Origin of the sequence: Pseudomonas sp. GL-R-26 (assembly GCF_019947365.1) — a bacterium.
In the GTDB taxonomy this organism is placed as follows: domain Bacteria; phylum Pseudomonadota; class Gammaproteobacteria; order Pseudomonadales; family Pseudomonadaceae; genus Aquipseudomonas.
In genome coordinates, this window is the sequence record NZ_JAGYGI010000001.1 from 222724 (window position 1) to 248188 (window position 25465).

A 25465-nucleotide genomic window follows, 5' to 3' on the forward strand; every position below is an offset into this window, starting at 1 on the left:
TGGCGTAATTGGGCACAATCGAGTCATTCCAAAAAGAGTCCGCCCCATGCTGATCGATGAAGAGTTGACCCTGAAAAAACTCGAGGTGTTCCTGGCCTTCATGCGTACCGGTAACCTGGCGCGGGCCGCTGCCGAATTACAGACCAGCAACGTCAGCGTGCATCGGGCGATCCATTCACTGGAAAGCGCCCTGCGCTGCCCCTTGTTCAAGCACGAAGGCCGCAGCCTGACGCCGCTGGAAAGCGCTTATGTGCTGGAAGAACGGGCGCAGAAGCTGATTCAGGATGTCGTCGAAAGCGTGCGCCTGACCCGCGAAGCCGCCGGGTTCTCGGCCGAACGTTTCAAACTCGGCTCGCTGTATTCACTGACGGTGAAGACCGTGCCACAACTGATCATGGGTTTGAAGATCCGCCGCAGCGAGCTCAACATCGACCTGATTCTGGGCTCCAATATCGACCTGCTCTACAAGCTCAAGAACATGGAAGTCGATGCGGCCCTGGTGTCGCTGGACGAGAGTGTCAACGATCCGGATTGCGAGCAGATCCCGCTGTTTTCCGACGACATCTTCCTCGCCACACCCGCCGATTCCAAGTTTGCCCAGCGAACCGAAGTCGACCTGGCCGAGGTCCGCGACGAAACCTTCATCACCCTGACCCAGGGCTTCGCCACCCATCAGGACGGCAAGCGGGTATTCGAGCAGGCAGGGTTCGAGCCGAAGGTGGCGATGCAGGTCAACGACATTTTTACCCTGCTGAGCATGGTCAGTTCGGGCGTGGGTTATGCGTTGCTGCCGGGGCGGATTGCGGCGGTATACGAGAACCGGGTGAAGCTGATCCCGTTGCAGGAAAAGTACCGCTTGCAGCAGCACATTGGCGTGGTGTTCCTCAAAGCCAAGGAGCGTGATCCGAATCTGCTGGCGTTGCTGGCGGAGTGTCGGATGTATGCCAATCGGCAGGTTTGACGGAGCCCTTGTGGCGAGGGAGCTTGCTCCCGTTCGGGTGCGAAGCGCCCGTAAAATCAGGCCACCGGATTTACCTGACTCATCTCGGTGGTAGATTTCAGGGCTGCTACGCAGCCCAGCGGGAGCAAGCTCCCTCGCCACAAAAAGCGGTCACTGGACTAGCCGACAATCCCCCGAACAATAAAGAACAACAACGAAGGCCCCAACAGACAGCCAAGCCCGGTGTGGAAGGTCGCGGTCAGCGCGCCATAAGGCACCAGACGTCGATCCGTCGCCGCCAAGCCGGCGGTCACGCCACTGACTGTCCCGGCCAGCCCACCGAACACCATCGCCGAGCGCGGGTTATCCAGGCCCATCCAGCGCGCCGCCATCGGCGTGCCGACCATCACCAGAATCGCCTTGATCAAACCGGTGGCAATCGACAGCGCCACCACATCGGAACTGGCGCCAATGGCCGCGCCGGTCACTGGCCCGACGATGTAAGTCACCGCACCGGCGCCAATGGTGGTCATGCTCACCGCATCGCGGTAACCGAATGCCCAGGCCATGCACGCACCGACAATAAACGGCAGCACCGTGCCCAACAGCAGCGCGATCACACCAATCAAGCCGGCCTTTTTCGCTTCCGTGGCCTGCACTTCAAATGCTGTGGCGACGATGGCGAAGTCCCGCAGCATGGCGCCGCCCATCAACCCGATGCCGGAAAACAGCGTCAAGTCCGCCAGGCCTTTTTGCCCGCCGGTCATCGTGCCGCCGACCCAGGCCAGTACCAGGCCGATGACGATGGCAATCGCCGAGCCGTGGATACGCCCGAAGGTCAGGCGTTTGGAAATCAGCACTGACACCCACATGATCACGCCGACGAAGGCGAATGCGGTGACCAGACCGTTATGTTCCAGACCATTCTTGATGAGATCCCACATATCAGCGACCTCCTGCCGGTGCGCCAACCGGCGTTACATCCACCGGTTCATCGGGCAAGGGTTCGCCTTTGTGGGTCCGGCTGATCAGGGCAATAGTGCAGCCGCAGATCACCACCGAACCGATCGCCGCCAATACCGCCACCGGACCACCATGCAGCGCCGTGACCACGTTTTGTTGCGCGGCCATCGCCACCACCACCGGGATGTACATGGCGCCCCAGAAGCCGACGCCCAGCTCGCAATCCTTGGTCATGCCGCCACGCCTGTGCATCCACAACCGTGCGCAAATCAGCAGGATCATCGCGATCCCGACACCGCCGACGTTTGACTTCACTCCCAGCAACACACCGAGCATGTCACCCATGATCACCCCTGCCAGCGTACAGATCGCCAACAGCGCCACACCGTAAATAATCATTGTTGTAGTCCTCAAAGTGCATTTCGAATGTTGTTTTTGTTGTTCGAAGCCTTAAGTCGGGTGATTTAAGAGTGGCAGCTTCCCTCCTCTCGCATCAGCGCCTGCAAGGTATCGAGCCGGGCACCGTCGAAGGCAATCACGGTGCCCTGCTCGAACACCCGGCGCGCCAGCCCGGTCAGCACCGCACCGGGCGGCAGTTCGATCTGTAGACGCACGCCGCGCTCGTAGGCGCTTTGTACCGTGCCGCGCCAATCGACGATGCGGCACATGTTGAAGGCCAGGTCATCACGCAAGGCTTCAGGCTTGATCAGCGGACGCGCGCGACTGCCGCTCAGGTAGCCCATCTTCGGGGTGTGCAGCGGCACTTTGGCGAAGGCTTCGGCCAACCGTTGCGCGGGTACCTCAAGCAATGGGCAGTGGGACGGCACGCTCACTGCCAGACGCTTGGCCAAGCCAGCCCCGCAACCTTTCGCCAACTCGGCCACCGTTTTCATCGCCGCGTCGCTACCGGCAATCACCACCTGGTTATCGGCGTTGATATTGGCCAGATAAACCGGCATTTGCGCGCTGTGCACCCGGGCCAGTAATCCTTCCACCGTGGCCAGGTCCAGACCGATGATCGCGGTCATGCCGTAGCCCTGTGGATAAGCCTGCTGCATCAACTCACCGCGCAGGCTGACCAGATGCAACGCATCGCTGAAACCCAGGGCGCCAGCCACCACCGCTGCAGGGTAAGCGCCGATCGACAAGCCGGCCAAGTAGTCCGGGGCCATGGCCAACTGACGTGAAGCGGCGACACCGGCGATCAGCAGGCAAAGCTGCACCGCCCTCGTCGACTGCAACGCCTCGGCAGAATCCAGCTGCGTCACATCCTCACCGAGCAGGTCGCTCGCCTCGTTCAATGTTTCCCGAGGCAAACGCGCCAGCATCCCGGGTTGTTGCGCGCCTTGGCCGGGGAACACCAGCAAGCTGCTCATGCTGCTTGCTCCTGTGGATTCCACGGATCAGTGACCAGGCTGGCCTGAGTGGCACTTTTCAACAGGACCCGCGACGAAGCACCGGCCCATTCGCGCAAGGCAACGGCGCCCGACGGTGCCTGCAACTGCAGGTCCACGCGGCACACGGCGGCATCAAGAACGGCCACCAACGCCTGCGCGTCGACACGACTCAACGGACGTGGCGTACGCAGGATCAGATCGAGGTCGCTGCCCTCGTGCAAAGCGGCAAACCCACTGGCCAACTCGAACCCGGCGCTGCCGCTGACACCCCAGACCCAACCACTGTCATCGAGGTGCGAGCGCAGTTGCGCCAAGGCCCGCAGCGCCGGGAAATCGCGTCGGCCTTGAACATGGCATAGTTCTTCCGGCCGCACCCGGCGCGTGACGGCAGCGACTTCCATCACCGCTGCAAATCGCAGTTCGCGCAACGGCCCGCGCACGCCCACCGCCACCTGCCCCGCCACACTCAAGGCACGACGGACCACCACCGGCTGGCCGGCACTGATCGACTCGATCACCCAGGCAGGCGCATCCACAGGTAACTGCTGCGGGGTCATGCCCCACAGCAGGTCGTGAGCCAACAGCGTGCTCACCACTGCGCTCTCAGCAATTGGCGAACCTTGCTCGACGCCGCCCGATTGGCCGCACCCAGGCGACCGCTCAGATCAGGGCCCGCGGCGGCCACATCGCCAATCGCCTGATGCAGGCACTCGGTCACCCGCGTCAGATCCGCCGCAGTCGGCTGCTCGATCTTTTCCACCGACAAGGTTTCCCACAGCAGCCCGAGGCTGGCATAGCTGTCGATGTCATAGGCCATCGGCGGCACGCTGGAAGCCAGGGCTTCGAGTTCTTCGACGCTGCGCAAGGTCACCCGCGCCGCCGACGCCTTGCCCATGGCGTGCACCATCACCCCCGGATCGCGCAGGGCGATCAAGCGGTTGGCCTGATAACCGTGGGCCAGAAATGCCCCGGACATCGCCTTGCCCACCAGTAAGCCGATCACCGCATGACCGGCCAGACGGGCACGGGCATAACTGTCCGCCGCAGCGGCCAGCGCCTGATGAATGCCGAGGGCTTCTTCGCGTCGGCCGTAGGCCTGGCTCGGCACGTCGACGATGGCGATCACTGCGCGCTTCTGCGTTTTGTCAGCATCGGCGGCAATCACCTCATCCACCGCCTTCGCCAGGCCCCAGCCTTCGAGCAGCCCCACTTCGCCATTGCGTGCACGGACGAAGCGGTTTTCCGGGTCGGCCACCACCGCGATGAAACGCACAGGCTGATCGCCCAGCGAACCGTCGGCGACCTTCAGCGAAGCCGGCAAACCCTCGACCGCTTTCGCCCCGGCACTCAAGGCGTTGAACCAGTTCAAACCTCGCAGGGAATACGAACTCATGGGCGTTCTCCTTGGTACAGATCGCGAACCACAGACGGCTCGATTTGCGGTTCGGCGTCCAGACGCGCCAGATGTTGCAGGAACAGCTCGGCCTGTTGGCTACGTGGTTGCGCCGGCAAACCTTGCTGGAGCAACTCGCCGACTTGCTGGCGAATCTGCGCCACGTCGTCGGCAACATAGCGATCCACCAGGCCACTGGCGAAGCGCTGCTCGCCACCGGTCAGGCTCCAGATGAAGGGCCGGTCGCGGGAGTCGTATTCCTCGAGTCCGGCTTCCTGTTCGATCACCTGCGGACCGTTCAGGCCGAGTCGCGCCTCCTGGGTCACCAACAGATAGCTGCACAACCCGGCGGCAATCGACATGCCGCCAAAGCAACCGACGCTGCCCGCCACCACACCGACCACGGGTTGGTACTGCTGCAACTCGACAATCGCCGCGTGGATGTCGGCAATGGCCGCCAGGCCAAGGTTGGCTTCCTGCAAGCGCACACCGCCGGTTTCCAGCAGCAGCACGGCGCGAGTCGGGATGCCGTTGCGGTTGTCTTCGGCGGCCAGTTCCAGTGCGCCGGCAATTTTTGCTCCGCCGACCTCACCGAGACTGCCACCCTGGAACGCACCTTCGATGGCCGCGATCACCACCGGCAAACCATCGAGATTGCCCTTGGCGATCACCACGCCGTCATCGGCTTGTGGCACCACGCCCTGGCGCGACAGCCACGGCGACATGATCCGTTGAAAGGGGTCGAGCAGTTCGCGGAAGGTGCCGGCGTCGAGCAACGCCTTGGCGCGTTGCCGAGCACCGAGCTCGACGAAACTGTGCTTGTTCAGCAGGGATGCGCTGTCAGTCATGGCCGATCTCCTCGAAGCCTTGCTCCAGACGCAGGCGCACCACGCCGGGTGTCGCGCCGAAATCGTGGATATCGATATCCATCGCCGGTGGCGTCTGACCGTCGAACATCCGTGCGAACAGGTGCTGCCAGCGCTGTTCGCTGCCATTGACCGAGGTCTGCACGTTGATCGTCAGCTTGCCGGACTGGCCCGGTTCGATCAGCACTTCCAGATCGCCAGAGCCGACACAACCCACCAGGGTGCGACCGCGTGGCGGCTGCCCGGCAGGGAATTCAAAAGATAAGGTTTCCATCAAAACACTCCCTGGATGAGGCCGTCGCCAGACGCGATACGGTCGATGAACAGGCAGGCTGCGAGCAGGTCGGCAGCACCGCCGGGCGAGGCATTCAACGCGATGAGTTGTTGGTCCAGCTCATGCAGGCGGCGACGTCCGCCGAGGCTGGCACTGCCACCAGCATCGAGCACCGCCCGGGCGCCCAGTTGCATGGTGTTCAGGCCTTCTTCACCGGCGCGGTAAAGCACGCAGGTGTCAGCCAGATTGGTCATGATCGCCAGCAGCGCATCGAGCCGGGCGTTCTGTTCGCCATGGCCGGCGGCGCGGCTGCGCAGCAGTTGTGGCAGAGCACGTTGGGTCACTGCCGGAAAACCCAATTGCGCTTCTTCACGGGCACCGCGAGCGCCGTAGCGTTGGGCGACTTGCGCACCGTGACTGAGCGGACGTGGTGCAAAACGGTCGTCGAGCAGGGCCAACCGCGCAGCACGTAACGCCATGCTATTGGCGCTGCAGGATTGAGGCTCCAGCGCCGCGGCAGTGACCAACAAGCCCAAGGCCCAGATCGCCCCGCGATGGGTGTTCACCCCACCGGTGGTGTCGAGCATGGCTTGCTCACCTTCGCGACCGATGCGGCCCACGGCTTCGCGCAGGGGCAAGTCGATCTCGCCGAACTCGATGGCGGCTTCAGCCATTTCTTTAAAGGTCGACCATAAGGACAGAGCAGATGCGTGCATCAGCCCCAGGTGCAAATCAGTGTGGGCGCCATTGCCGCGACGGTCGACCAGTGCCGGTTTTGGCGACAGATCAGCCTCGTCGATCAGCGCGTCCACCGCCAGATCCGCCAGCCGTTCGGCCAGGCTCAGGCTTTTGGGTTGCAGGTTAAGTGCGTGCATTACCAGCTCCTGAACTTGGCGGGCGGGTTGTAGAGGCCACCGGACCACTCCACCAGATCAGCCACGCTTTTCGCTGCGAGCAACTCGCGAGTGGCGTCGGTGCGGCGGATGCCGAGGTCTTCGGGCAAGGCGATCAGGCCTTCGCGGCGCATGCGCGCGGTGTCTTTGGGGTTGTGGCGCAGGCCGATGGCGGTCACCCCGGCGACGGCGGCGATCATCGCCTGGCGTTCTTCCAGCGAGCGCGCCTTGTACAGGTAGGCGATGCCTTCTTCGGTCAACAGGTGGGTCACGTCGTCGCCGTAGACCATGATCGGCGCCAATGGCATGCCGCTTTTCTTCGCCACATCGACCGCATCGAGGGTTTCAACGAAAGTCGGTTTGCCGCCCTCCTGGAAGGTTTCGACCATCTGCACCACGAGCTTTTTGCCACGCTCGAGCATCGGCTCGGCCACATCGGTATTACGCATATCGAGCCAGGCCGGCGTGCCGTGACGGCGACCGCGCGGGTCGTGGCCCATGTTCGGTGCCCCGCCGAAACCGGCCAGGCGTCCGCGAGTCACGGTGGAGGAATGCCCGTCGCCATCGACTTGCAAAGTCGCGCCGATGAACAGGTCCACAGCGTATTGCCCGGCCAGTTGGCTGAACATCCGATTGGAACGCAGGGAGCCGTCGCGCCCGGTAAAGAACACATCCGGCCGCGCCGCAATGTAGTTCTCCATCCCCAGCTCGGTGCCGAAGCAATGCACGCTTTCGACCCAGCCACTTTCGATCGCGGGAATCAAGGTCGGGTGCGGATTGAGGGTCCAGTTGCGGCAGATCTTGCCTTTGAGGCCGAGGGACTCGCCGTAGGTCGGCAGGATCAGTTCGATGGCGGCCGTGTTGAAACCGATACCGTGGTTGAGCGACTGCACGTTGTGTTTTTCGTAGATCCCGCGGATCGCCATCATCGCCATCAGCACGTGCACGGGCTTGATGTGCCGAGGGTCGCGGGTGAACAGCGGTTCGATATAGAACGGCTTGTCGGCCACCACCACGAAGTCGACCCAGGAGGCTGGAATGTCGACGCGCGGCAGGTCGCTGACGTCGTCCACCAACTGGTTGACCTGGACGATGACGATGCCGTCGCTGAAGGCCGCCGGCTCGATCAGTGCCGGGGTGTCTTCGGTGCTCGGCCCGGTGTAGATGTTGCCGGCGCGGTCGGCCATGAATCCGGCCGAAAGCACGACGTTGGGAATCAGGTCCACCACCAGTCGTGCGTAGAGTTCGATGTAGGTGTGGATCGCGCCGATTTCCAGCAGGCCGTCTTCAAGCAACTGGCTGATGCGCAGGCTCTGGGTGCCGGCAAAAGAGAAGTCGAGCTTGCGGGCGATGCCGCGTTCGAACAGGTCCAGGTGCTCGGAGCGCCCGACGCTGGGCATGATCATGTGCAGGTCGTGCAGCTTCGCGGGGTCGGCCTTGGCCAGGGAGCGCGAGAGGAAATCCGCCTGCTTCTGGTTGTTGCCTTCGAGCACCACACGGTCGCCGGGCAGGATCAGCGCTTCAAGCGCCGCGACGATGTTGTCGGTGGGCAACACCACACCGTCGGCGAGACCTCGCACCAGCTCGAGGCGCCGCTGCTTTTCGCTGCGCCGCCGCGTCCATCGCGAGTCGGGGGATATTGTTGTTGTCATGACCACTCCACGGGTTCGCTGTCGTGGAGCTACCTTAGGAGTGTTGGGCGTAGCGTATCAATCAAGCAGAGTGGTGGATCGTTACGCTCAGGTTAATGATCGAGATCTGCGTCGTTCATGCGGGCCTCTTCGCGGGCAAGCCCGCTCCCACAGGGTTAGTGGTTGCCGTTGAATTTGGGCAACACACGGACACTGTGGGAGCGGGCTTGCCCGCGAAGGGGCCGGAAAGACCACAACTGAATCGGGATCAGTTGATTAACCCGGCATCCACCAACAACGCCTCCAGCGCCAACAAATCCGGCACCTTGGCCACCTGCTCGCCCACCTGCACCGCCGCCTGCTCCAGCGAACACAACGGCACATCCACATAACTCAACTGGCTATCGAGCTTGCAGGAGCGAGGAATCCCCTGCACCAACAGCGCGATGAACTTCAGTTCGGGCCGCCCGCCAAGGGCGTTGAGAATGACGATCCGCGCGCGTTCGCCGATGACGACTTTCTGCGCGCATGCCGACTCGAAACTCAGCAGCGGAATCTGCCGGTCGCGCCAGGTCACCAGGCCCAGATACCACGGCGGTGTGTCGAGGTCGAACGTCCCCGGCTGCTGGTAATCGATCAGCTCGGCAACGGCGACGTTGGGCAGGATCAGGTTGCGGTCGGCCAACGGCAGCAGCAGGCCTGTGAGGTTGCTGGTGCGGTGCTCAAGCATGGGTCTTGCTCCACAAGGCGATGCTTTCGAGCAGCACCGATTCCTGGTACGGCTTGCCAAGATAATCATTGACGCCGATGGCCATGGCGCGGTCGCGGTGTTTCTGTCCGGTGCGGGAGGTGATCATGATGATCGGCAGGTGTTGCAGGCGTTCGTCGTTGCGCACCTGGGTCGCGACTTCGAAGCCATCCATGCGCGGCATCTCGATGTCCAGCAGCATCAGGTCGGGCATATGCTCTTCCAGCAGCAGCATGGCATCGACCCCGTCCTTGGCGGTCAGCACGTTCATGCCGTGGCGTTCGAGCAAGCGGCTGGTGACCTTGCGCACGGTGACCGAGTCGTCGACCACCATCACCAGCAGCGGCCGATGCGGTTCGGCCTCGATCTCTTGCCCCGCCGGACGCTGGGGTACACGGGCCTGCATGGCGCGGATCGGCGCCAGCAAATCCAGAATCAGCACCACCCGGCCATCCCCGAGAATCGTCGCCCCGGACACCCCTTGCACCGCCGCAAACTGCGGCCCCAGGCTCTTGACCACGATTTCGCGAGTGCCGGCCATGGCGTCCACCAGCACCGCAATGTGCCGTTCGTTGCACTGCACCAGCAACACCGGCAATGGCAGGCTCTGGCCCAACAGTTTCGGGCGCGGGCTGGTTTTCAGCAGCTCACCCAGGTAGCACAGCTCGTAACGTTGTCCGGCGTATTCGTAGGTCGGCGAATCGAAGCGGAAATACCCTTCGAGTTCATTGGGCAGGACGCGCACGATGCCGTCGATGGTATTGAGCGGGATCGCGTATTGGTCCTCACCGCACTGCACCATCAACGCCCGGTTGACCGATACGGTAAACGGCAGGCGAATGCGGAAATGCACGCCCTGCCCGGGCACCGAGTCGATGCTCATGGTGCCGCCCAGTTGCCGCACCTCTTCGTGCACCACGTCCATGCCAACGCCGCGCCCGGAGATCTGGGTGATTTTTTCGGCGGTGGAAAACCCCGGTTGCAGGATGAACTGCAACACGTCGTGATCACTGATGACACTGTCCGGGGCGAGCAGGCCGCGCTTGATCGCCTTGCGCCGCACCGCGTCCAGCGGCACACCGGCGCCGTCGTCGCGGATGTCGAAAATGATGTCGCCGCCTTCGCGCAGCAGATCGAGGGTGATCTTGCCCTTGGCCGGTTTCCCCGCCGCCAGCCGCGCTTCGACGGACTCCAGGCCATGGTCGACGGAGTTGCGCAGCATGTGTTCCAGCGGCGCGGCCATGCGCTCGAGAACGTTGCGATCCATCTCGCCTTCGGCGTTGTCGACGATGAAATCCACGTCCTTGCCCAGTTCGCTGGACACCTGCCGGACGATGCGCTGCAAACGCGGGAGCATGCGTTCGAACGGCACCATGCGCGTGCGCATCAGGCCTTCCTGCAATTCGGTGTTGATGCGGCCCTGCTGTTGCAGCAGGTTTTCCGTGTCGTGATTGCGTCGCTCGAGGGTTTCCTTGAGGTCGAGCAAGTCAGAGGCCGATTCGAACAGCGCCCGGGACAGTTGCTGCAATTGTGAGTGGCGGTCCATTTCCAGCGGGTCGAATTCCTCGTAGCCCAGGCGTTCGGCGTCGACTTGCTGGCGGCTGAGGATCCGCCCCTGGGTCTCGGTGTCGAGGCGGCGCAACTGGTCGCGCATCCGCTCGATGGTAGTCTCCATCTCATTCAGGGCGATGTGCGCATCGTTGACCTGCTGCTCGATCCGGCCACGGAAGATCGAGGTTTCACCGGCCAGGTTGACCAAATCGTCGAGCAGCTCCGCCGAGACCTTGACCATGTCGGCGCCGACATCGGACGGCGGCGCCAGCGGCTCGGCCTTGGGCGTGGCCGACGGCGCAACCGGCGCGGGCGCTTCAGGCACGGCCGGGTGGCTGAAGTTCTTGATCGCATCGATCAAGCGGTCGGCCGGCGGCATCGGCTCGCCGGCGCGGGCCGCGTCGAGCATCTGCGCCAGGCGGTCATGGCTGCGCTGCAACAGCGCAAACAACGGCTCCGTCGGTTGCAGCATGCCGGTGGACAGGCCTTCGTAGAGGAACTCCAGTTCATGGGCCAGATCGCCGATCGCGGCGATTTCCACCATGCGCGCGCCACCCTTGAGCGTGTGCAGGTCGCGCAGCAGGGTTTCCACTTCCTGACGACTCGAAGGTTGGGCCTGCCAGCGCTCCAGCGCCGCCCCGGAGCTTTCGATGATATCGAAACCTTCCTCGAGGAAGATCTCCAGCAATTCCGGATCGTGCGCAGCCGAGTCGTTGTCGGTCGCCTGCCGGGCGGACTCGGCGATACCCGAATGACCTTGACGGTAGGCACGAATGGCTTCGATCAGCTCAGGGGCATCGTCCAGCGGCTGGTTGAGCTGCAACTGTTCGAGGTACAGCGCCAGTCGCTCATGGCTCTGTTTGAGCAGTACCGCCAGTGAATCGCTGAAGGCATAACGACGGTCCACCAAGCCCTGGTAAAGGCTTTCCAGTTCATGGGCCAGATCCCCGACCGGCCCGACCTCGGCCATGCGCGCGCCACCCTTGAGGGTGTGTAAATCCCGTTGCAGGGACGACAGCGGCGCGGCGTTGTCCGAGTCGCGCAACCAGCGCTGCAAGGCCTGACCGGCGCTTTCGAGGATATCCACCGCCTCTTCAAGGAAGATCGCAACGATTTCATCGTCCAGTCCTGGCGCCGTCGCACTCTGCTCAAGCTCGGCGGTGGCCGTACCCAATTCGCGGATGCTCAAGCTGCGGCTGCCATCGCTGCGGATCAGGCCCATGGCGGAAGGGTCAAGGCTCTCGTCGAGCAGTTCGCGCAAGGCCCTGATCCGTTGCGGCTGCGGGCTGACTTCCTGGCCGGCGGCCAGTTCGTCGAGCATGTTGATCAGCGCTTCGTGGGCAGCCTGTGCCTCATGGAAAAACCGCTCGCTGACCGCCAGGCTGCTTTCTTCCACGGCACCGTACAGATCGAGCAATGCTTCGCACAGCTCATCCACCGGGTGCAGGTCGGCCAGGTGGGCGCCTTCGCCGAGGGTTGTCAGTTCGTCCAGCAGCGCGCTGAGTTCCTGACGTTCGCCGGGGTGTTGCTGCCAACGCTGCAACAGGCTTTCGGCGTCCAGCAGGATGTCCATGCCCTGGGCGAGAAAGTTGTTGATCAGTTGCGGATCGCGCTTGATCCGCAACCCGCTGTTCGGTGTGCTCAGGAGGTTTTCCAGGTGCTCGGCCAGCAGCACCCTGGCGCGCTCGGCCAAACCCCGGGCACCGGGAATTTCCGCCAGCGGATCTTTCTTGAGCTGGCGCAAGCCGAGGCGAAACAGCCCTTCTGCTTCCAGCAGCAATTCGACTTCATCCAGATCCAGCGCGATCAGGTGCGCCTTGTATTCTCGGGCCAGTTGATCCAGCGGTGCGGCCAGCTCGGCAATAGGCAACACACCGGCCATATAAGCGCTGCCCTTGAGGGTGTGCAAGGCGCGCTGCAATTCGTCGCTGGCCTGCAACGGCACGTGCTCGGCAGCCTGATCAAGGAAGCGATTGAGGCTGCCCAGATGGGTTTCGGCTTCTTTGCGGAAGATCTCCAGCAACAGCGGGTCGAGGGCCGCGACATCTTGCGTATCCTCATCGGACACCGGTTCATCGCCCTTGGCCAGGGCATGGGCGCGGGCGGCCAACTGGTCGACATCGTTGCGCTGACGCTGGGCATTGGCGGCGTATTCGGCCACCAGTTCCGGCAGCAGATGCAGCACATCGCCGATCAGTTGCTGCACCGTGGCGCCCGGTTCCACGCTGTTTTCCAGTACGCGGTTAAGCAGGTTTTCCACGGCCCAGGCCAGCTCGCCCAGCACCAGAGCGCGCACCATGCGGCCACTGCCCTTGAGGGTATGGAAGGCGCGGCGCAGCTCACCCAGGGCCGAACGGTTGTCAGGGTTGACCGACCAGCGCGGTAAGTACTCGCGCAGGACTTCCAGGACCTCGTCGGTTTCTTCGAGGAACACTTCGCGCAGTTCTTCGTCCACCGGCTCTTCGCCCGCGGGCGGCGGCAGCAGGCTGCCCGGGGTGTTCAACGCGGGCGGGTTCAGGCTCGAAACCGGGCTGGCGAGCACATCGGCCAGGGTCTGGACGATCTGTGGATCATCCAGCTCCTGCATCATCTGCATGACCTGCGCATCGCTCGGGTTGAGTACATCATCAAGCACGGGCACATGCTGCTCACTGGGGAAAAACCCGAGGCTTGCCAGGCTTTTTTCCGCGACATCGAGCAGGTTTTCACCCTGCGCCTGCGGGTCATCGCTGAGGCGCTCGAGGTAGTACTCGATGCTGGTGATCACGTCGGCCAGGCTGTCCAGTTCCTGCCAGCCCGGTTGACCCGACTCGAGCAGCAGGTGCTCGCGAATAAAGTGATTGCAGGTCTCGACCAGGCTCGCCGCCCGGCTCAAGGGAATCATCGCCAGCGCGCCACGCACCTGGGTCAGCAAGGCCGGCAGCGCCTGCAAATGCTGGCGGTCCCAATCGGCGTCGATGTAGTCGACGATCATGTCCTTGGCCTGCAGCAAACAGATGCGGGCCTCCTTGATCACGATCTGATGGATCTGCGTCAGGTCGGTGGTCGGCAGGCGGTTGTCGTCCTGGCTCTCCGGCTCAACGGTTCCGACCATGCCGGCCAGCGTCGCTTCGACGTACAACAAGGCCCCGGCAACGTCCATGAGGATCGCATCGTTGGGTTCGCGCTGACCCTGAGCGAGACTGAGCACCACCGCCAATTGATCGATGATCACCTTGCGCGGCTGGCCGAAACCCAGCACCGCCAAGGTGTCAGCGATTTGCCGCAGCGGCGCCAGCAGGCTGTCGAGGTCGGAGGTGTGCTGGCGGTCACTGCGCACGAACAGGTCCAGGCGCTCCTTGACCCGCACCAGCTCTTCGCACAGCGCAGCCAGTACCGAGCGCATGGCATCACGGTCGGGACCGGCCAGCCGCGCGCGTTCTTCATCGACCATCGCGCTGTCAGGCAGCGCGTCGTCCAGTGAGTAGCGTTCTTTCATGGTCAGCATCTGCCCGGTGGGATGTTCGGCCTTAGCAATGTAGAACAGCAAACTCTTGAGCAGCTCCGGCGGGGCCGGTTGATTGATGCCGGGCATGCCTTGTTCGAGCATGCGCTTGAGTTCCTTGTCGGCCTCCTTGAACAGACTGCGCAAGGCCGGGCTGTTGGCGATCGCACCGCCCCGCATGCCTTCGACCAGCGCCGATGCCACCTGCCATAACGGGCTCAGAGGTGCATTGGTGCACAGTGCTTCGAGGCGGGTGAAGACCTTGGCCAGGTAATCGAGGTTGGTGTCGTTGTCCTGTTCACGCAGGAATCCGACCAGCGCAAGCTGCAGCATCTGCCGAAGCTTGCGCAGCACACCGGGCAACTCGGCCGGCTCCAGCTGCGCCAGCGTTTTTGCATCCAACGCTGGCAACTCGGGCAATTGCGGGCTGAACAGGCTAGTTTCCGACAACAGGCTTTCGCCACGGGCGCTGCGCAGGTCGTTGATCAGGGGCAACACCACCAGTGGCAAGTCGCGACGCGCGCCTTGCACCCGCTCGAGGTAGATCGGCAGTTGCCCGAGGGCCTGCATCAACAAGTGCAACGCCTCGTCGCGATGGCTGGCACGGTTGCTCTGCAAGGCCATGGCCAGCTGTTCCATTTCTTCGGCGAGCAACGCCGCGCCGTAGAACTCGACCATCTGCAAACTGCCGTGGACTTGATGGATGCATGCCAGGCAATCATCCAGCGCTTGGGTCGCCTGCGGATCATCGAGCAGGTTTTCAATCGCGTGATGAGCCTGTTTCAGCGTTTCGGCAATCTCGCCCTTGACCCACTCGAGGGCCACATAGTCGTGCCGATCACCCATAACCACTCCAATCACAATTCAGATACCCATGGGCGGTTCAAGCTTTGTCCACAACCTGCGCCTTGGCATCGGGCAAGGTGAAACCGGACACCGAACGACGCAACTGACTGGCCATTTTCGCCAGGTTGCCGATGCTGTCGGCCGTGGCGGTGGAACCCGACGACGTCTGCGAGGTGATCTGCTGGATCACGTTCATCGTCAGGGAAATCTGACCGGCCGACGACGTCTGTTGTTGCGCCGCATTGGAAATGCTCTGGATCAACGCCGCAAGTGTCTTGGACACGCCTTCGATTTCTTCCAGGGCCACACCGGCATCCTGCGCCAGACGAGCGCCGCGCACCACTTCGGTCGTCGTCTGCTCCATGGAAATGACGGCTTCGTTGGTGTCGGTCTGGATCGCCCGCACCAGGGTTTCGATCTGCCGGGTAGCGGCGGACGAGCGCTCGGCCAGGCGCTGCACTTCATCGGCGACCACGGCGAAACCGCGACCGGCGTCACCGGCCATGGACGCCTGGATGGCCGCGTTGAGGGCAAGGATGTTGGTCTGGTCGGCAATGTCATCGATCAGGCTGACAATGTCGCCGATTTCCTGGGATGACTCGCCCAGGCGCTTGATGCGTTTAGCGGTGTCCTGAATCTGTTCGCGAATGTTGTCCATGCCGTGGATGGTGTTGTGCACCACCTCGTTGCCCTTGTTGGCGATTTCCACCGAGCGCTCGGCAACCGCCGAAGATTCCGCCGCGTTGGCCGACACCTGGTCGATGGACTCGGCCATGTCGTTGATCGCCATCGACGCTTCGGAAATCTGCTGGGCCTGATGTTCCGACGCTTGGGCCAGATGCATGGCGGTGGCCTGGGTTTCCTGCACGGCGGCGGCCACCTGGCCGGCGGTGAGGTTGATGGTCGCGACCAGATCGCGCAACTGGTCGACGGAGTAGTTGATCGAGTCGGCGATAGTGCCGGTAAAGTCTTCGGTCACCGAGGCCGTCACCGTGAGGTCGCCATCGGCCAGGTCTTCGATCTCGTCGAGCAGGCGCATGATCGCGTTCTGGTTTCGCTCGTTTTTCTCGGCGGTTTCGCGCAACTGACGATTGGTTTCGCGCACCATCACCATGCCGATCAGGATGATCGAAGCCAGCGCCAACAAGCCCAGCACATAACCGCCAATGGTGTCTGTGGTGCGCCCGCCGACCATGTTTTCGAAACCGCTGGCCAGGTGTGAGGCTTCGTCGAGCAGGGTTTGCGACAGGCTGAAAATGTTCGAGGCCGATTCGCGGACCTTGAATAGTTCCGGCGAGGTTTCGAGAATCTCGTCCACCGAGCCCGAGACGAACTCGAACAGCTCGGAAATTTCCGCGAGTCGCGCACGGGCGTCGTGGTCTTCGACCTGGCTGACCTTGAGCGCCGGGTCGCCCTGGAGCATGCCATTGAGCACCTTGCCGAACTGCGTCGCGTCACGCCCGAATGCATCGGCGGCCTGCTGAGAATTTTCGTCGCCGGCCAACACCGTGTTGACCGCGCCGAGGATTCGCTCGGCCAGCAGCGACTGGCGCTGGGCCATGGCCACCTGGGCCGCCGGGGCGCCCCGCTGCAGCAGGATCTCGACGACTTTCTCGTACTCGACCTGCAATTGCGGCACGGTTTCGGCCAGGGTCGCGGCGACCTGATGCAGCGACAGGACGGTTTGCTCGCTGGAAAGAATCGCATCGGTGTTTTTCAGCAGGCGTTCCCAGTCCTGTTGCACCGCGCGCATCTCTGGACGCACGGTGGTAGGGGCTGGCGGCAGACCGGTGGCCGGGTCGCCCTTCTTCAGATAACCCCAGCGCTGGGCGAAATCGTTGCGCGCATCACTGAGCAACTTGAACGCGGCAGACTTGCCGGCGGCGGCTTCGGTGGCGTTCTTGGCAATACGCTGGGACAGCACGCGCAGTTCGCCGGCGTGGCCGATGTACTGTTTGTCATAGACAGCCTGGGTGTTGAGGTACGCGAAGTTGGCGAACAGCAGCATGATGAAGACGATCAGCGCGATAAACAGCACGATAATCTGCGACCGGCTGCGCGACCCTTCCATTGGCTTGCCTGCTTTTGCTTTTATCATCGGTCCTCGCCTGTTAACCCACACCTTCCAAGACTTGCCGAGGAACCTGTGGGAGCGAGCTTGCTCGCGATAGCGGTGTGTCAGTCGACATTAATGCTGGCTGCAAGTCCGTCATCGCGAGCAAGCTCGCTCCCACAAGGTTCTCTGTTGCTCCAACTACACCGCGACGTTCATGAACCCCTGGGACTGCGTCAACGCAAACGGGCTGAACACCTGCCAGCACTGCTCGCGCTGAAACCGGCCTTTGACGAACGCCGCCACCGGCCCCTTCAACTCGTCTGCCGGCACCGGCTCCAGGCTGTCCTGGGCAAAGTGCTGGAGGCCGAAGACTTCATCGACCAGCAACCCGGCAAACACCTCTTCATGTTCCACCACCAACACCCGCCGCTGCCGGCGCGCCGCCGAAAGCTCGTGCCCGAAGAAGCCGCACAGGTCCATGACCGGCAGCAAACGCCCGCGCAGGTTGGCGACACCCTTGACCCAGGGTTTGACCCCCGGCAGCTGAGTAGAGCGCGGCTCATGCAGGACTTCGCTGACTTCGCTCATAGGCGCGACATACCAGTGTTCGCCCAGGCGAAAACCGATGCCGCTCCAGCTGTCCCGCCGGGCCGGCTGGGACGGCAGGTCCGCCGCCAGCAGACGACAGCGCTGGTCGATTTGCAGCAGCAGCTCGAAAGCCGTCAGCGACTCGTTCATGGCCTGACGATCAACCGGCCAGCACGTTGTTCAGGGTCTTGATCAGGGTGTCTTCATCGACCGGTTTGGTCAGATAGTCCTTGGCGCCCTGGCGCGTGCCCCAGACCTTGTCGGTTTCCTGATCCTTGGTGGTGATGATGATCACCGGGATATGCCCGGTTTCCGGGTCTTTGGTCAGTTGGCGGGTGGCCTGGAAGCCGTTGAGGCCGGGCATGACGATGTCCATCAGCACTGCATCGGGCTTTTCCTGGCGGGCCAGGGCCACGCCGTCGGCGCCGTTTTCGGCTTTCAACACTTCATGACCGTGCTTTTCCAGCATGCCGGTCAGTTTGTACATTTCGGTCGGCGAATCATCGACGATCAGAATACGTGCCATGGTCTTCCCCATTCTTGTCGACGCCTGGCCCGATGGCCGAGCGTCACTGTGCGTGTCCTACTGCGGCAAAACGGCGGCGAAGCCAGGAACATGGGCCTGGATCGCATCAAGCAATTCTTCCTTGCTGAACGGCTTGGTCAAAAACTGGTCGGAGCCAACGATGCGCCCCTTGGCCTTGTCGAACAGCCCGTCCTTGGACGACAGCATAATCACCGGCGTGGACTTGAACGCGCTGTTGTTCTTGATCAGGGCGCAGGTCTGATAGCCATCCAGCCGCGGCATCATGATGTCGACAAAGATGATGCCGGGATGGTTGTCGGCAATCTTGGCCAGGGCATCAAAACCGTCGATGGCCGTGATGACCTCACAACCCACGTTCTTGAGCAGCGTTTCGGCGGTGCGACGGATCGTCTTCGAATCGTCGATCACCATGACCTTCAAGGCGCTGGGGTGCTGTTCCATAAAATGCTCTACCGTCGCCTTTGCGAAACAAATTGTCCGTTTGCCGGTTAACGCGGCTCGAAACCCTTGATGTTCAAGGGCCGGCACGACATGGCAGCCTTTTTAGCACAGTCTCCAGAACCAATCTATCGGCCGACCCGCAAGGTGGTTTTTCCTTGACCGGGAACACACTCAGCGCCACTCTGACGCCACTTTTTTCATACCGATCCGGTAGCCAATTTTCGAGGAAAACCCAATGAGCGTTCGCGTCGGGATTGTCATGGACCCTATCGCCAGCATTTCCTATAAAAAGGATAGCTCGCTGGCCATGCTGCTGGCCGCGCAGAAGCGTGGCTGGGAGCTGTTCTACATGGAACAGCGCGACCTGTATCAGGGCGAAGGCCAGGCCCGGGCCCGGATGCGTCCGCTGCAGGTGTTCGCCAACCCGGAAAAATGGTTCGAACTGGGCGCCGAAAGCGACGCGCTGCTGAGCGATCTGGACGTGATCCTGATGCGCAAGGATCCGCCGTTCGATATGGAGTTCGTCTACTCCACCTATTTGCTGGAGCAAGCCGAGCGCGCTGGCGTGCTGGTGGTCAACAAGCCGCAAAGCCTGCGTGACTGCAACGAGAAGCTGTTCGCCACGCTGTTCCCGCAGTGCACGCCGCCGACCGTAGTCAGTCGCCGCGCCGACGTGTTGCGCGAATTCGCCGCCAAACACGGCGACGTGATCCTCAAGCCGCTAGATGGCATGGGCGGCACGTCGATTTTCCGTCACCGCGCGGGCGATCCGAACCTGTCGGTGATCCTCGAAACCCTGACCGCCCTCGGCGCCCAGCAGATCATGGGCCAGGCCTACCTGCCGGCGATCAAGGACGGCGACAAGCGCATTCTGATGATCGATGGCGAGCCTGTGGATTATTGCCTGGCGCGGATTCCAGCCCAAGGCGAAACCCGTGGCAACCTCGCTGCCGGTGGTCGCGGCGAAGCCCGTCCGCTGACCGACAAGGACCGCTGGATCGCCGCGCAAGTCGGCCCGACCCTGCGTGAAAAAGGCCTGCTGTTCGTTGGCCTGGACGTGATCGGCGAACACCTGACCGAGATCAACGTCACCAGCCCGACATGCATTCGCGAGATCGATAACGCGTTTGGCACTGACATCGGCGGCATGTTGATGGATGCCATAGAGAAGCAGCTGCAAGCTGCAAGCCACAAGCGGCAAGCTTGAAGCGTGCGGAGTACAGCTTGTCGCTTGAAGCTTAGAGCTTGAAGCTAAAAACCAACATTGCGTTATCATGCCGGGCCCGTAAAAACGCGATGTTGGTTTTTTTGCCATGACCCTCCCGTCCGATCTGCCTGCTGAGCTCGCCCACCGTGGCGTGCGCCCGGCTGATCGCCTCGGTTTTACCCTGTTTCTGGCGGTGTTGATCCACCTGGCCTTGCTGTTGGGTGTCGGGTTTGCAGTGGTCGAGCCCAAGCAGATCAGCAAAACCCTGGAAATCACCCTCGCCACCTTCAAAAGCGAAAAAAAGCCCGAGAAAGCCGATTTCCTGGCCCAGGAAAATCAGCAAGGCAGCGGCACCCTGGATAAAAAGGCGATTCCCAAGACCACCGAGGTCGCGCCGTTCCAGGACAACAAGGTGCAAAAGGTCACGCCACCGCCGGCCGCCAAGCCTGAAGCGCAGGAGGCCCCGCCGAAGGCTGCCGTGACCACCGTGGCGCCGAAGCCGAAAAAAGCCCCCGCCAAGACCGAGGAGCCCAAGACCGAGGTCAAGCCCCAGGTCCAGGCGCCGACCTTCGACAGCGAGCAACTGTCCAGCGACATCGCCAGCCTCGAAGCGGAACTGGCCGCCGAACAACAGCTGTACGCCAAGCGCCCACGCATTCACCGTTTGAGCGCGGCCTCGACCATGCGCGACAAGGGCGCCTGGTACAAGGACGAATGGCGCAAGAAAGTCGAGCGCATCGGCAACCTCAACTACCCCGACGAAGCGCGGCGCAAACAGATCTACGGCAACTTGCGCCTGATGGTGTCGATCAACCGCGACGGTTCGCTGTATGAAGTGCTGGTGCTGGAATCTTCGGGCCAACCGCTGCTGGACCAGGCGGCCCAGCGGATTGTGCGACTGGCAGCACCCTTTGCACCGTTTACCGGGGATTTGTCGGATATCGACCGGCTGGAGATCATCCGCACCTGGAAATTTGCCCGTGGTGACAGGCTCTCAAGCAATTGATTCACCGCAAACCCCCTGTAGGAGCGAGCCTGCTCGCGATTGCGATCTGTCTGACACTTAAATGCTGGATGTACCGCCATCATCGCGAGCAGGCTCGCTCCCACACTTAATCTGTGTCGCGACTGATATTCGGGGCATTTCCTGTGCATCCCCAGCTTGTCAGTTCGCCCCTCGAACGCCACACTAGCGGTCATGAAAAACGTCAGCCCCAGCTACCTCAAGCATCAATTCCTGATCGCCATGCCACACATGGCCGACCCGAACTTTGCGCACACCTTGACCTACATCGTCGAGCACACGGCCAATGGCGCCATGGGGCTGGTGGTCAACCGTCCGCAAGATCTGAACCTGGCCGATATCCTTGAGCAATTGCGCCCGGAAATCGAACCGCCAGCGCTCTGCCAGCATGTGCCGATCTTCATCGGTGGCCCGGTGCAGACCGATCGCGGTTTCGTTCTTCACCCCAAAGGTCTGAGCTTCCAGGCGACCGTTGATCTGGAAGACGAGCTGGCCCTGTCGACCTCCCAGGACGTGCTGTTCGCCATCGCTGACGGTGTCGGCCCGGCGAAAAGCCTGATTGCCCTCGGCTACGCCGGTTGGGAAGCCGGGCAACTGGAGGCCGAACTGGCGCAGAACGCCTGGCTGAACTGCCCGTTCGACGCCGACATCCTGTTCAATACCAGCAGTGAATTGCGCCTGGAAGCGGCGGCCAAACATCTGGGCGTCAACCTCAGCCTGCTGACCAGCCAGGCGGGGCACGCCTGATGGCCCTGAAGCTGATTCTGGGTTTTGACTACGGCACCAAACAGATCGGCGTTGCGGTCGGCCAGGTGATTACCGGCCAGGCTCGCGAGCTGTGCACCCTGAAGGCGCAGAACGGCATCCCCGACTGGAACCAGGTCGAAGCTCTCATCAAAGAGTGGAAACCCGATGCTGTTGTGGTCGGCCTGCCGTTGAACATGGACGGTACGCCCAGCGACATGTGCGCCCGCGCGGAAAAGTTCGCCCGGCGCCTGAACGGCCGCTTCAACCTGCCCTTCTATACCCACGATGAACGCCTGACCACCTTCGAGGCCAAGGGCGAACGCCTGGCTCGTGGTGGCCAGAAAGGCAGTTACCGCGACAACCCGGTCGATGCCATCGCCGCCGCCCTGCTGCTGCAAGGCTGGCTCGACGAAAACACCGCACTGTTTGAATCCTGAAGAGCCGCTGTGCGTCTCTCTAGCTACAACCCGAGCCACTTCCCGCACAGGCTGGCTCGGGCCCAAGAAGGAGCAACCATGAGCCTGCCCAATCCCGCCGAACTGATCAGCCAGATGGCGACCCGACTTGACGCCTATCTGGTCAAACGAGGCATCAGCGACCCGCGCTTCATCGGCATCCGTACCGGCGGCGTCTGGGTGGCCCAGGCCCTGCTCAAGGAGCTGGGCAGCAATGAGCCCCTCGGCACCCTGGACGTGTCCTTCTACCGCGACGACTTCAGCCAGAACGGCCTGCACCCGCAGGTTCGCCCTTCGGCGCTGCCGTTCGAGATCGAAGGCCAGCACCTGGTGCTGATCGACGACGTACTGATGAGCGGCCGGACCATCCGCGCCGCCATGAACGAACTGTTCGACTACGGCCGCCCGGCCAGCGTGACGCTGGTGTGCCTGCTGGACCTGGACGCCGGCGAACTGCCGATCCGCCCGAACGTGGTTGGCGCGACCCTGTCGCTGGCCGCCCACGAACGGGTGAAGCTGTCCGGCCCGGAGCTTGCGCTCGAACTGCAAGACCTCGCCCTTTAATTCGCCCTATTGAGAGTCCCCCTCGCGATGACGCCTCTAGAAACCAAGCGCCCGCTGCAGCTCAATGATCAGGGCCAGCTGCGCCACTTCCTCTCGCTCGACGGTTTGCGCCGCGAGCTGTTGACGGAAATCCTCGACACCGCCGACTCCTTCCTTGAAGTCGGCGCCCGGGCCGTGAAGAAAGTCCCGCTACTGCGCGGCAAGACCGTGTGCAACGTGTTCTTCGAGAACTCGACCCGCACCCGCACCACCTTCGAACTGGCGGCCCAACGGCTCTCGGCGGACGTGATCACCCTCAACGTGTCCACGTCGTCGGCGAGCAAGGGCGAAACCCTGCTCGACACCCTGCGCAACCTGGAAGCCATGGCCGCCGACATGTTCGTCGTGCGCCACGGTGATTCGGGTGCCGCGCACTTCATCGCCGAACATGTCTGCCCGCAAGTGGCGATCATCAACGGCGGCGACGGCCGGCACGCACACCCGACCCAGGGCATGCTCGACATGCTGACCATCCGTCGACACAAGGGCGGTTTCGAAAACCTTTCGGTGGCCATCGTCGGCGATATCCTGCATTCGCGAGTCGCGCGCTCGAACATGCTGGCCCTGAAAACCCTCGGTTGCCCGGACATCCGCGTGATCGCGCCGAAAACCCTGCTGCCGATCGGCATCGAGCAATACGGCGTGAAGGTCTACACCGACATGACCGAAGGCCTGAAAGACGTCGACGTGGTGATCATGTTGCGCCTGCAGCGTGAACGCATGACCGGCGGCCTGTTGCCGAGCGAGGGCGAGTTCTACCGCCTGTTCGGCCTGACCACCGCGCGCCTGGCCGGCGCCAAGCCCGATGCCATCGTGATGCACCCGGGGCCGATCAACCGTGGCGTGGAAATCGAATCGGCGGTGGCCGACGGCCCGCATTCGGTGATCCTCAACCAGGTGACCTACGGGATCGCCATTCGTATGGCGGTACTGTCCATGGCCATGAGCGGGCAGACTGCGCAACGCCAATTCGAGCAGGAGAACGCCCAGTGAAGCTCAGCATTCTCGGTGCCCGCGTGATCGATCCGGCCACTGGCCTGGATCAAGTGACCGATATCCACATTGAAGCCTGCAAAGTCGTCGCCCTTGGCGCTGCGCCAGCCGGTTTTGTCGCCGTCGACACCATCGACGCCAAAGGCCTGGTGGCCGCTCCCGGCCTGGTCGACCTCAACGTTGCCCTGCGCGAACCGGGTTACAGCCGCAAAGGCTCGATTGTCAGCGAAACCCGCGCGGCGGCGGCTGGCGGCGTGACCAGCCTGTGCTGCCCGCCAAAGACCAAACCGGTCCTGGACACCTCGGCGGTGGCCGAACTGATCCTCGACCGCGCCCGTGAGGCCGGCAACACCAAAGTCTTCCCGATTGGCGCCCTGAGCAAAGGCCTGGACGGTGAACAGCTGGCCGAGCTCGTGGCACTGCGCGATGCCGGTTGCGTGGCCTTCGGCAACGGCCTGGAGAGTTTCCGCAACACCCGTACCCTGTGCCGGGCGCTGGACTACGCAGCGACTTTCGACCTGACGGTGATTTTCAACTCCCAGGATTACGACCTGGCCGAAGGTGGCCTGGCTCATGAAGGGCCGACCGCCAGCTTCCTGGGCTTGCCGGGCATTCCGGAAAGTGCCGAGACCGTCGCCCTGGCCCGGGATCTGCTGCTGGTTGAACAGACCGGCGTGCGCGCACACTTCAGCCAGCTCACAAGCGCACGCGGCGTGGAGCTGATCGCCCAGGCCCAGGCCCGGGGCCTGAAGGTGACCGCGGATGTCGCCCTGTACCAGCTGATCCTGACCGACGAAGCCCTGATCGGCTTCAGCAGCCTGTACCACGTCCAGCCGCCGCTACGCACCCGCGCCGACCGCGAGGGCCTGCGCGCAGCGGTGAAATCCGGCGTGATCTCGGCCATCTCCAGCCATCACCAACCCCATGAGCGTGACGCCAAACTGGCACCGTTCGGCGCGACCGAGCCGGGCATCAGCAGCGTTGAACTGCTATTGCCACTGGCAATGACCCTGGTCGAAGACGGCTTGCTGGACCTGCCGACGTTGCTCAAGCGCCTGAGCGCCGGCCCTGCCGAGGCCTTGCGCCTGCCGGCAGGCAAACTGGCGGTGGGTGGCGCGGCGGACATCGTGCTGTTCGACCCTGCGGCCTCGACCGTGGCGGGTGAAACCTGGCTGTCCAAGGGCGAAAACTGCCCGTTCATTGGCCATAGCCTGCCGGGTGTGGTGCGTTACACCCTGGTGGATGGGCGGATCAGCCACCAGGCTTAAAAACAAAAGATCGCAACCTGCGGCAGCTCACACGGGAATATGCATTTCCCTGCAGGAGCTGCCGCAGGCTGCGATCTTTTGCTCTTCGCTTATCGACTCTGCGCGTTACGCACAGAAACCTGGTCATTCAACGTCCAGAAGTCATACAGCACGCCAATAAAGAACAACCCGCCCGTCACCAGGTACAGCAACCCGCTGATCCATTTCCCCTGATACATCCGGTGCACACCGAACACCCCGAGAAACGTCAGCAGGATCCACGCCACGTTGTATTCGATGGGGCCCGCGGTAAACCGCAAGTCAGCCTCGCGGTCCATCGCCGGAATCAGGAAAAGGTCGATCAGCCAACCGATCCCCAGCAAGCCGAAGGTGAAGAACCAGATAGTCCCGGTCACCGGCTTGCCGTAATAGAAGCGGTGAGCGCCGGTGAAACCGAAAATCCACAGCAGGTAACCGATCACTTTACTGTGGGTGTCTTGCTGCTGGACAGCCTGTTGATAGGGGTTCATGAATGACCTCGATTCATACGATAGATAAATATTCTTTAATT

Annotated in this window: 24 protein-coding genes; 8 read left to right on the top strand and 16 right to left on the bottom strand. The window is 62.6% G+C overall.

All coding sequences use genetic code 11. From position 1 onward, the window contains the following. Positions 1-46 precede the first annotated feature (46 nt). Positions 47-961 carry a LysR substrate-binding domain-containing protein gene (locus KGA96_RS00960; protein ID WP_046039288.1) on the top strand — a complete coding sequence of 305 codons (915 nt, stop codon included), beginning with the start codon at positions 47-49 and terminating at the stop codon, positions 959-961. Between the two features lie 158 nt (positions 962-1119). Here the strand turns inward: KGA96_RS00960 and madM are convergent, their stop codons facing one another. From madM to pilG, 15 genes are all read right to left on the bottom strand, one after another. Next, complete coding sequence (gene madM, locus KGA96_RS00965; RefSeq protein ID WP_046039286.1) at positions 1120-1884, bottom strand: malonate transporter subunit MadM; 765 nt, start codon at positions 1882-1884, stop codon at positions 1120-1122. Between the two features lies 1 nt (position 1885). Continuing rightward, positions 1886-2302 (bottom strand): malonate transporter subunit MadL, encoded by a 417-nt coding sequence (gene madL, locus KGA96_RS00970; RefSeq protein ID WP_056726512.1) that lies wholly within the window; start codon positions 2300-2302, stop codon positions 1886-1888. 65 nt (positions 2303-2367) lie between these two features. Beyond that, positions 2368-3279, bottom strand: a complete 912-nt coding sequence (gene mdcH, locus KGA96_RS00975) for a malonate decarboxylase subunit epsilon (protein ID WP_046039282.1) — start codon at positions 3277-3279, stop codon at positions 2368-2370. Further along, positions 3276-3896 (bottom strand): malonate decarboxylase holo-ACP synthase, encoded by a 621-nt coding sequence (locus tag KGA96_RS00980; protein WP_223465274.1) that lies wholly within the window; start codon positions 3894-3896, stop codon positions 3276-3278. The genes mdcH and KGA96_RS00980 overlap by 4 nt, the downstream gene beginning before the upstream one ends. Next, positions 3890-4693, bottom strand: coding sequence for a biotin-independent malonate decarboxylase subunit gamma (mdcE, locus tag KGA96_RS00985; RefSeq protein WP_046039279.1), 804 nt, complete (start codon positions 4691-4693; stop codon positions 3890-3892). The genes KGA96_RS00980 and mdcE overlap by 7 nt, the downstream gene beginning before the upstream one ends. Further along, on the bottom strand, positions 4690-5541 hold the full coding sequence (locus KGA96_RS00990; protein WP_046039278.1) for a biotin-independent malonate decarboxylase subunit beta: 852 nt from the start codon (positions 5539-5541) through the stop codon (positions 4690-4692). Before KGA96_RS00990 ends, mdcE begins: the two co-directional genes overlap by 4 nt. Beyond that, positions 5534-5833, bottom strand: a complete 300-nt coding sequence (locus KGA96_RS00995) for a malonate decarboxylase subunit delta (protein WP_046039276.1) — start codon at positions 5831-5833, stop codon at positions 5534-5536. The genes KGA96_RS00990 and KGA96_RS00995 overlap by 8 nt, the downstream gene beginning before the upstream one ends. Beyond that, positions 5833-6708, bottom strand: coding sequence for a triphosphoribosyl-dephospho-CoA synthase (locus KGA96_RS01000; protein WP_046039274.1), 876 nt, complete (start codon positions 6706-6708; stop codon positions 5833-5835). The genes KGA96_RS00995 and KGA96_RS01000 overlap by 1 nt, the downstream gene beginning before the upstream one ends. Next, positions 6708-8378, bottom strand: a complete 1671-nt coding sequence (mdcA, locus tag KGA96_RS01005; protein WP_116579621.1) for a malonate decarboxylase subunit alpha — start codon at positions 8376-8378, stop codon at positions 6708-6710. Before mdcA ends, KGA96_RS01000 begins: the two co-directional genes overlap by 1 nt. A gap of 247 nt (positions 8379-8625) precedes the next feature. Then, complete coding sequence (locus KGA96_RS01010) at positions 8626-9087, bottom strand: chemotaxis protein CheW (RefSeq protein WP_223465270.1); 462 nt, start codon at positions 9085-9087, stop codon at positions 8626-8628. Continuing rightward, a complete protein-coding gene (locus KGA96_RS01015; RefSeq protein ID WP_223511339.1) occupies positions 9080-14986 on the bottom strand; it encodes an Hpt domain-containing protein in 5907 nt (1968 codons plus the stop codon). Before KGA96_RS01015 ends, KGA96_RS01010 begins: the two co-directional genes overlap by 8 nt. A gap of 37 nt (positions 14987-15023) precedes the next feature. Then, entirely contained in the window at positions 15024-17084 is a 2061-nt protein-coding gene (locus tag KGA96_RS01020; protein WP_046039268.1) for a methyl-accepting chemotaxis protein, read from the bottom strand. Positions 17085-17240: 156 nt separating this feature from the next. Further along, complete coding sequence (locus KGA96_RS01025; protein ID WP_046039266.1) at positions 17241-17780, bottom strand: chemotaxis protein CheW; 540 nt, start codon at positions 17778-17780, stop codon at positions 17241-17243. Positions 17781-17790: 10 nt separating this feature from the next. Beyond that, positions 17791-18156: a twitching motility response regulator PilH gene (gene pilH / locus KGA96_RS01030; protein ID WP_007897961.1), complete on the bottom strand. Its 366-nt coding sequence runs from the start codon at positions 18154-18156 to the stop codon at positions 17791-17793. A 57-nt stretch (positions 18157-18213) separates the two neighbouring features. Then, complete coding sequence (gene pilG, locus KGA96_RS01035) at positions 18214-18618, bottom strand: twitching motility response regulator PilG (protein ID WP_007987791.1); 405 nt, start codon at positions 18616-18618, stop codon at positions 18214-18216. A 235-nt stretch (positions 18619-18853) separates the two neighbouring features. On the opposite strand from pilG, the gene gshB reads away from it, so the two are divergent. From gshB to KGA96_RS01070, 7 genes are all read left to right on the top strand, one after another. Next, positions 18854-19825, top strand: a complete 972-nt coding sequence (gene gshB / locus KGA96_RS01040) for a glutathione synthase (protein ID WP_046039264.1) — start codon at positions 18854-18856, stop codon at positions 19823-19825. A gap of 106 nt (positions 19826-19931) precedes the next feature. After that, entirely contained in the window at positions 19932-20831 is a 900-nt protein-coding gene (locus tag KGA96_RS01045; protein ID WP_046039262.1) for an energy transducer TonB, read from the top strand. A gap of 192 nt (positions 20832-21023) precedes the next feature. Beyond that, positions 21024-21596: a YqgE/AlgH family protein gene (locus tag KGA96_RS01050; RefSeq protein WP_046039260.1), complete on the top strand. Its 573-nt coding sequence runs from the start codon at positions 21024-21026 to the stop codon at positions 21594-21596. Beyond that, a complete protein-coding gene (gene ruvX / locus KGA96_RS01055) occupies positions 21596-22033 on the top strand; it encodes a Holliday junction resolvase RuvX (protein ID WP_056726497.1) in 438 nt (145 codons plus the stop codon). The genes KGA96_RS01050 and ruvX overlap by 1 nt, the downstream gene beginning before the upstream one ends. Positions 22034-22111: 78 nt before the next feature. Next, a complete protein-coding gene (pyrR, locus tag KGA96_RS01060; protein ID WP_046039256.1) occupies positions 22112-22615 on the top strand; it encodes a bifunctional pyr operon transcriptional regulator/uracil phosphoribosyltransferase PyrR in 504 nt (167 codons plus the stop codon). A gap of 27 nt (positions 22616-22642) precedes the next feature. Next, positions 22643-23647, top strand: a complete 1005-nt coding sequence (locus tag KGA96_RS01065; RefSeq protein WP_007939362.1) for an aspartate carbamoyltransferase catalytic subunit — start codon at positions 22643-22645, stop codon at positions 23645-23647. Further along, a complete protein-coding gene (locus KGA96_RS01070) occupies positions 23644-24915 on the top strand; it encodes a dihydroorotase (RefSeq protein WP_223465265.1) in 1272 nt (423 codons plus the stop codon). Before KGA96_RS01065 ends, KGA96_RS01070 begins: the two co-directional genes overlap by 4 nt. Before the next feature lie 89 nt (positions 24916-25004). Here KGA96_RS01070 and KGA96_RS01075 read toward each other — a convergent pair whose 3' ends face one another. Further along, on the bottom strand, positions 25005-25424 hold the full coding sequence (locus KGA96_RS01075) for an NINE protein (RefSeq protein ID WP_046039250.1): 420 nt from the start codon (positions 25422-25424) through the stop codon (positions 25005-25007). Between the last annotated feature and the right edge of the window lie 41 nt (positions 25425-25465).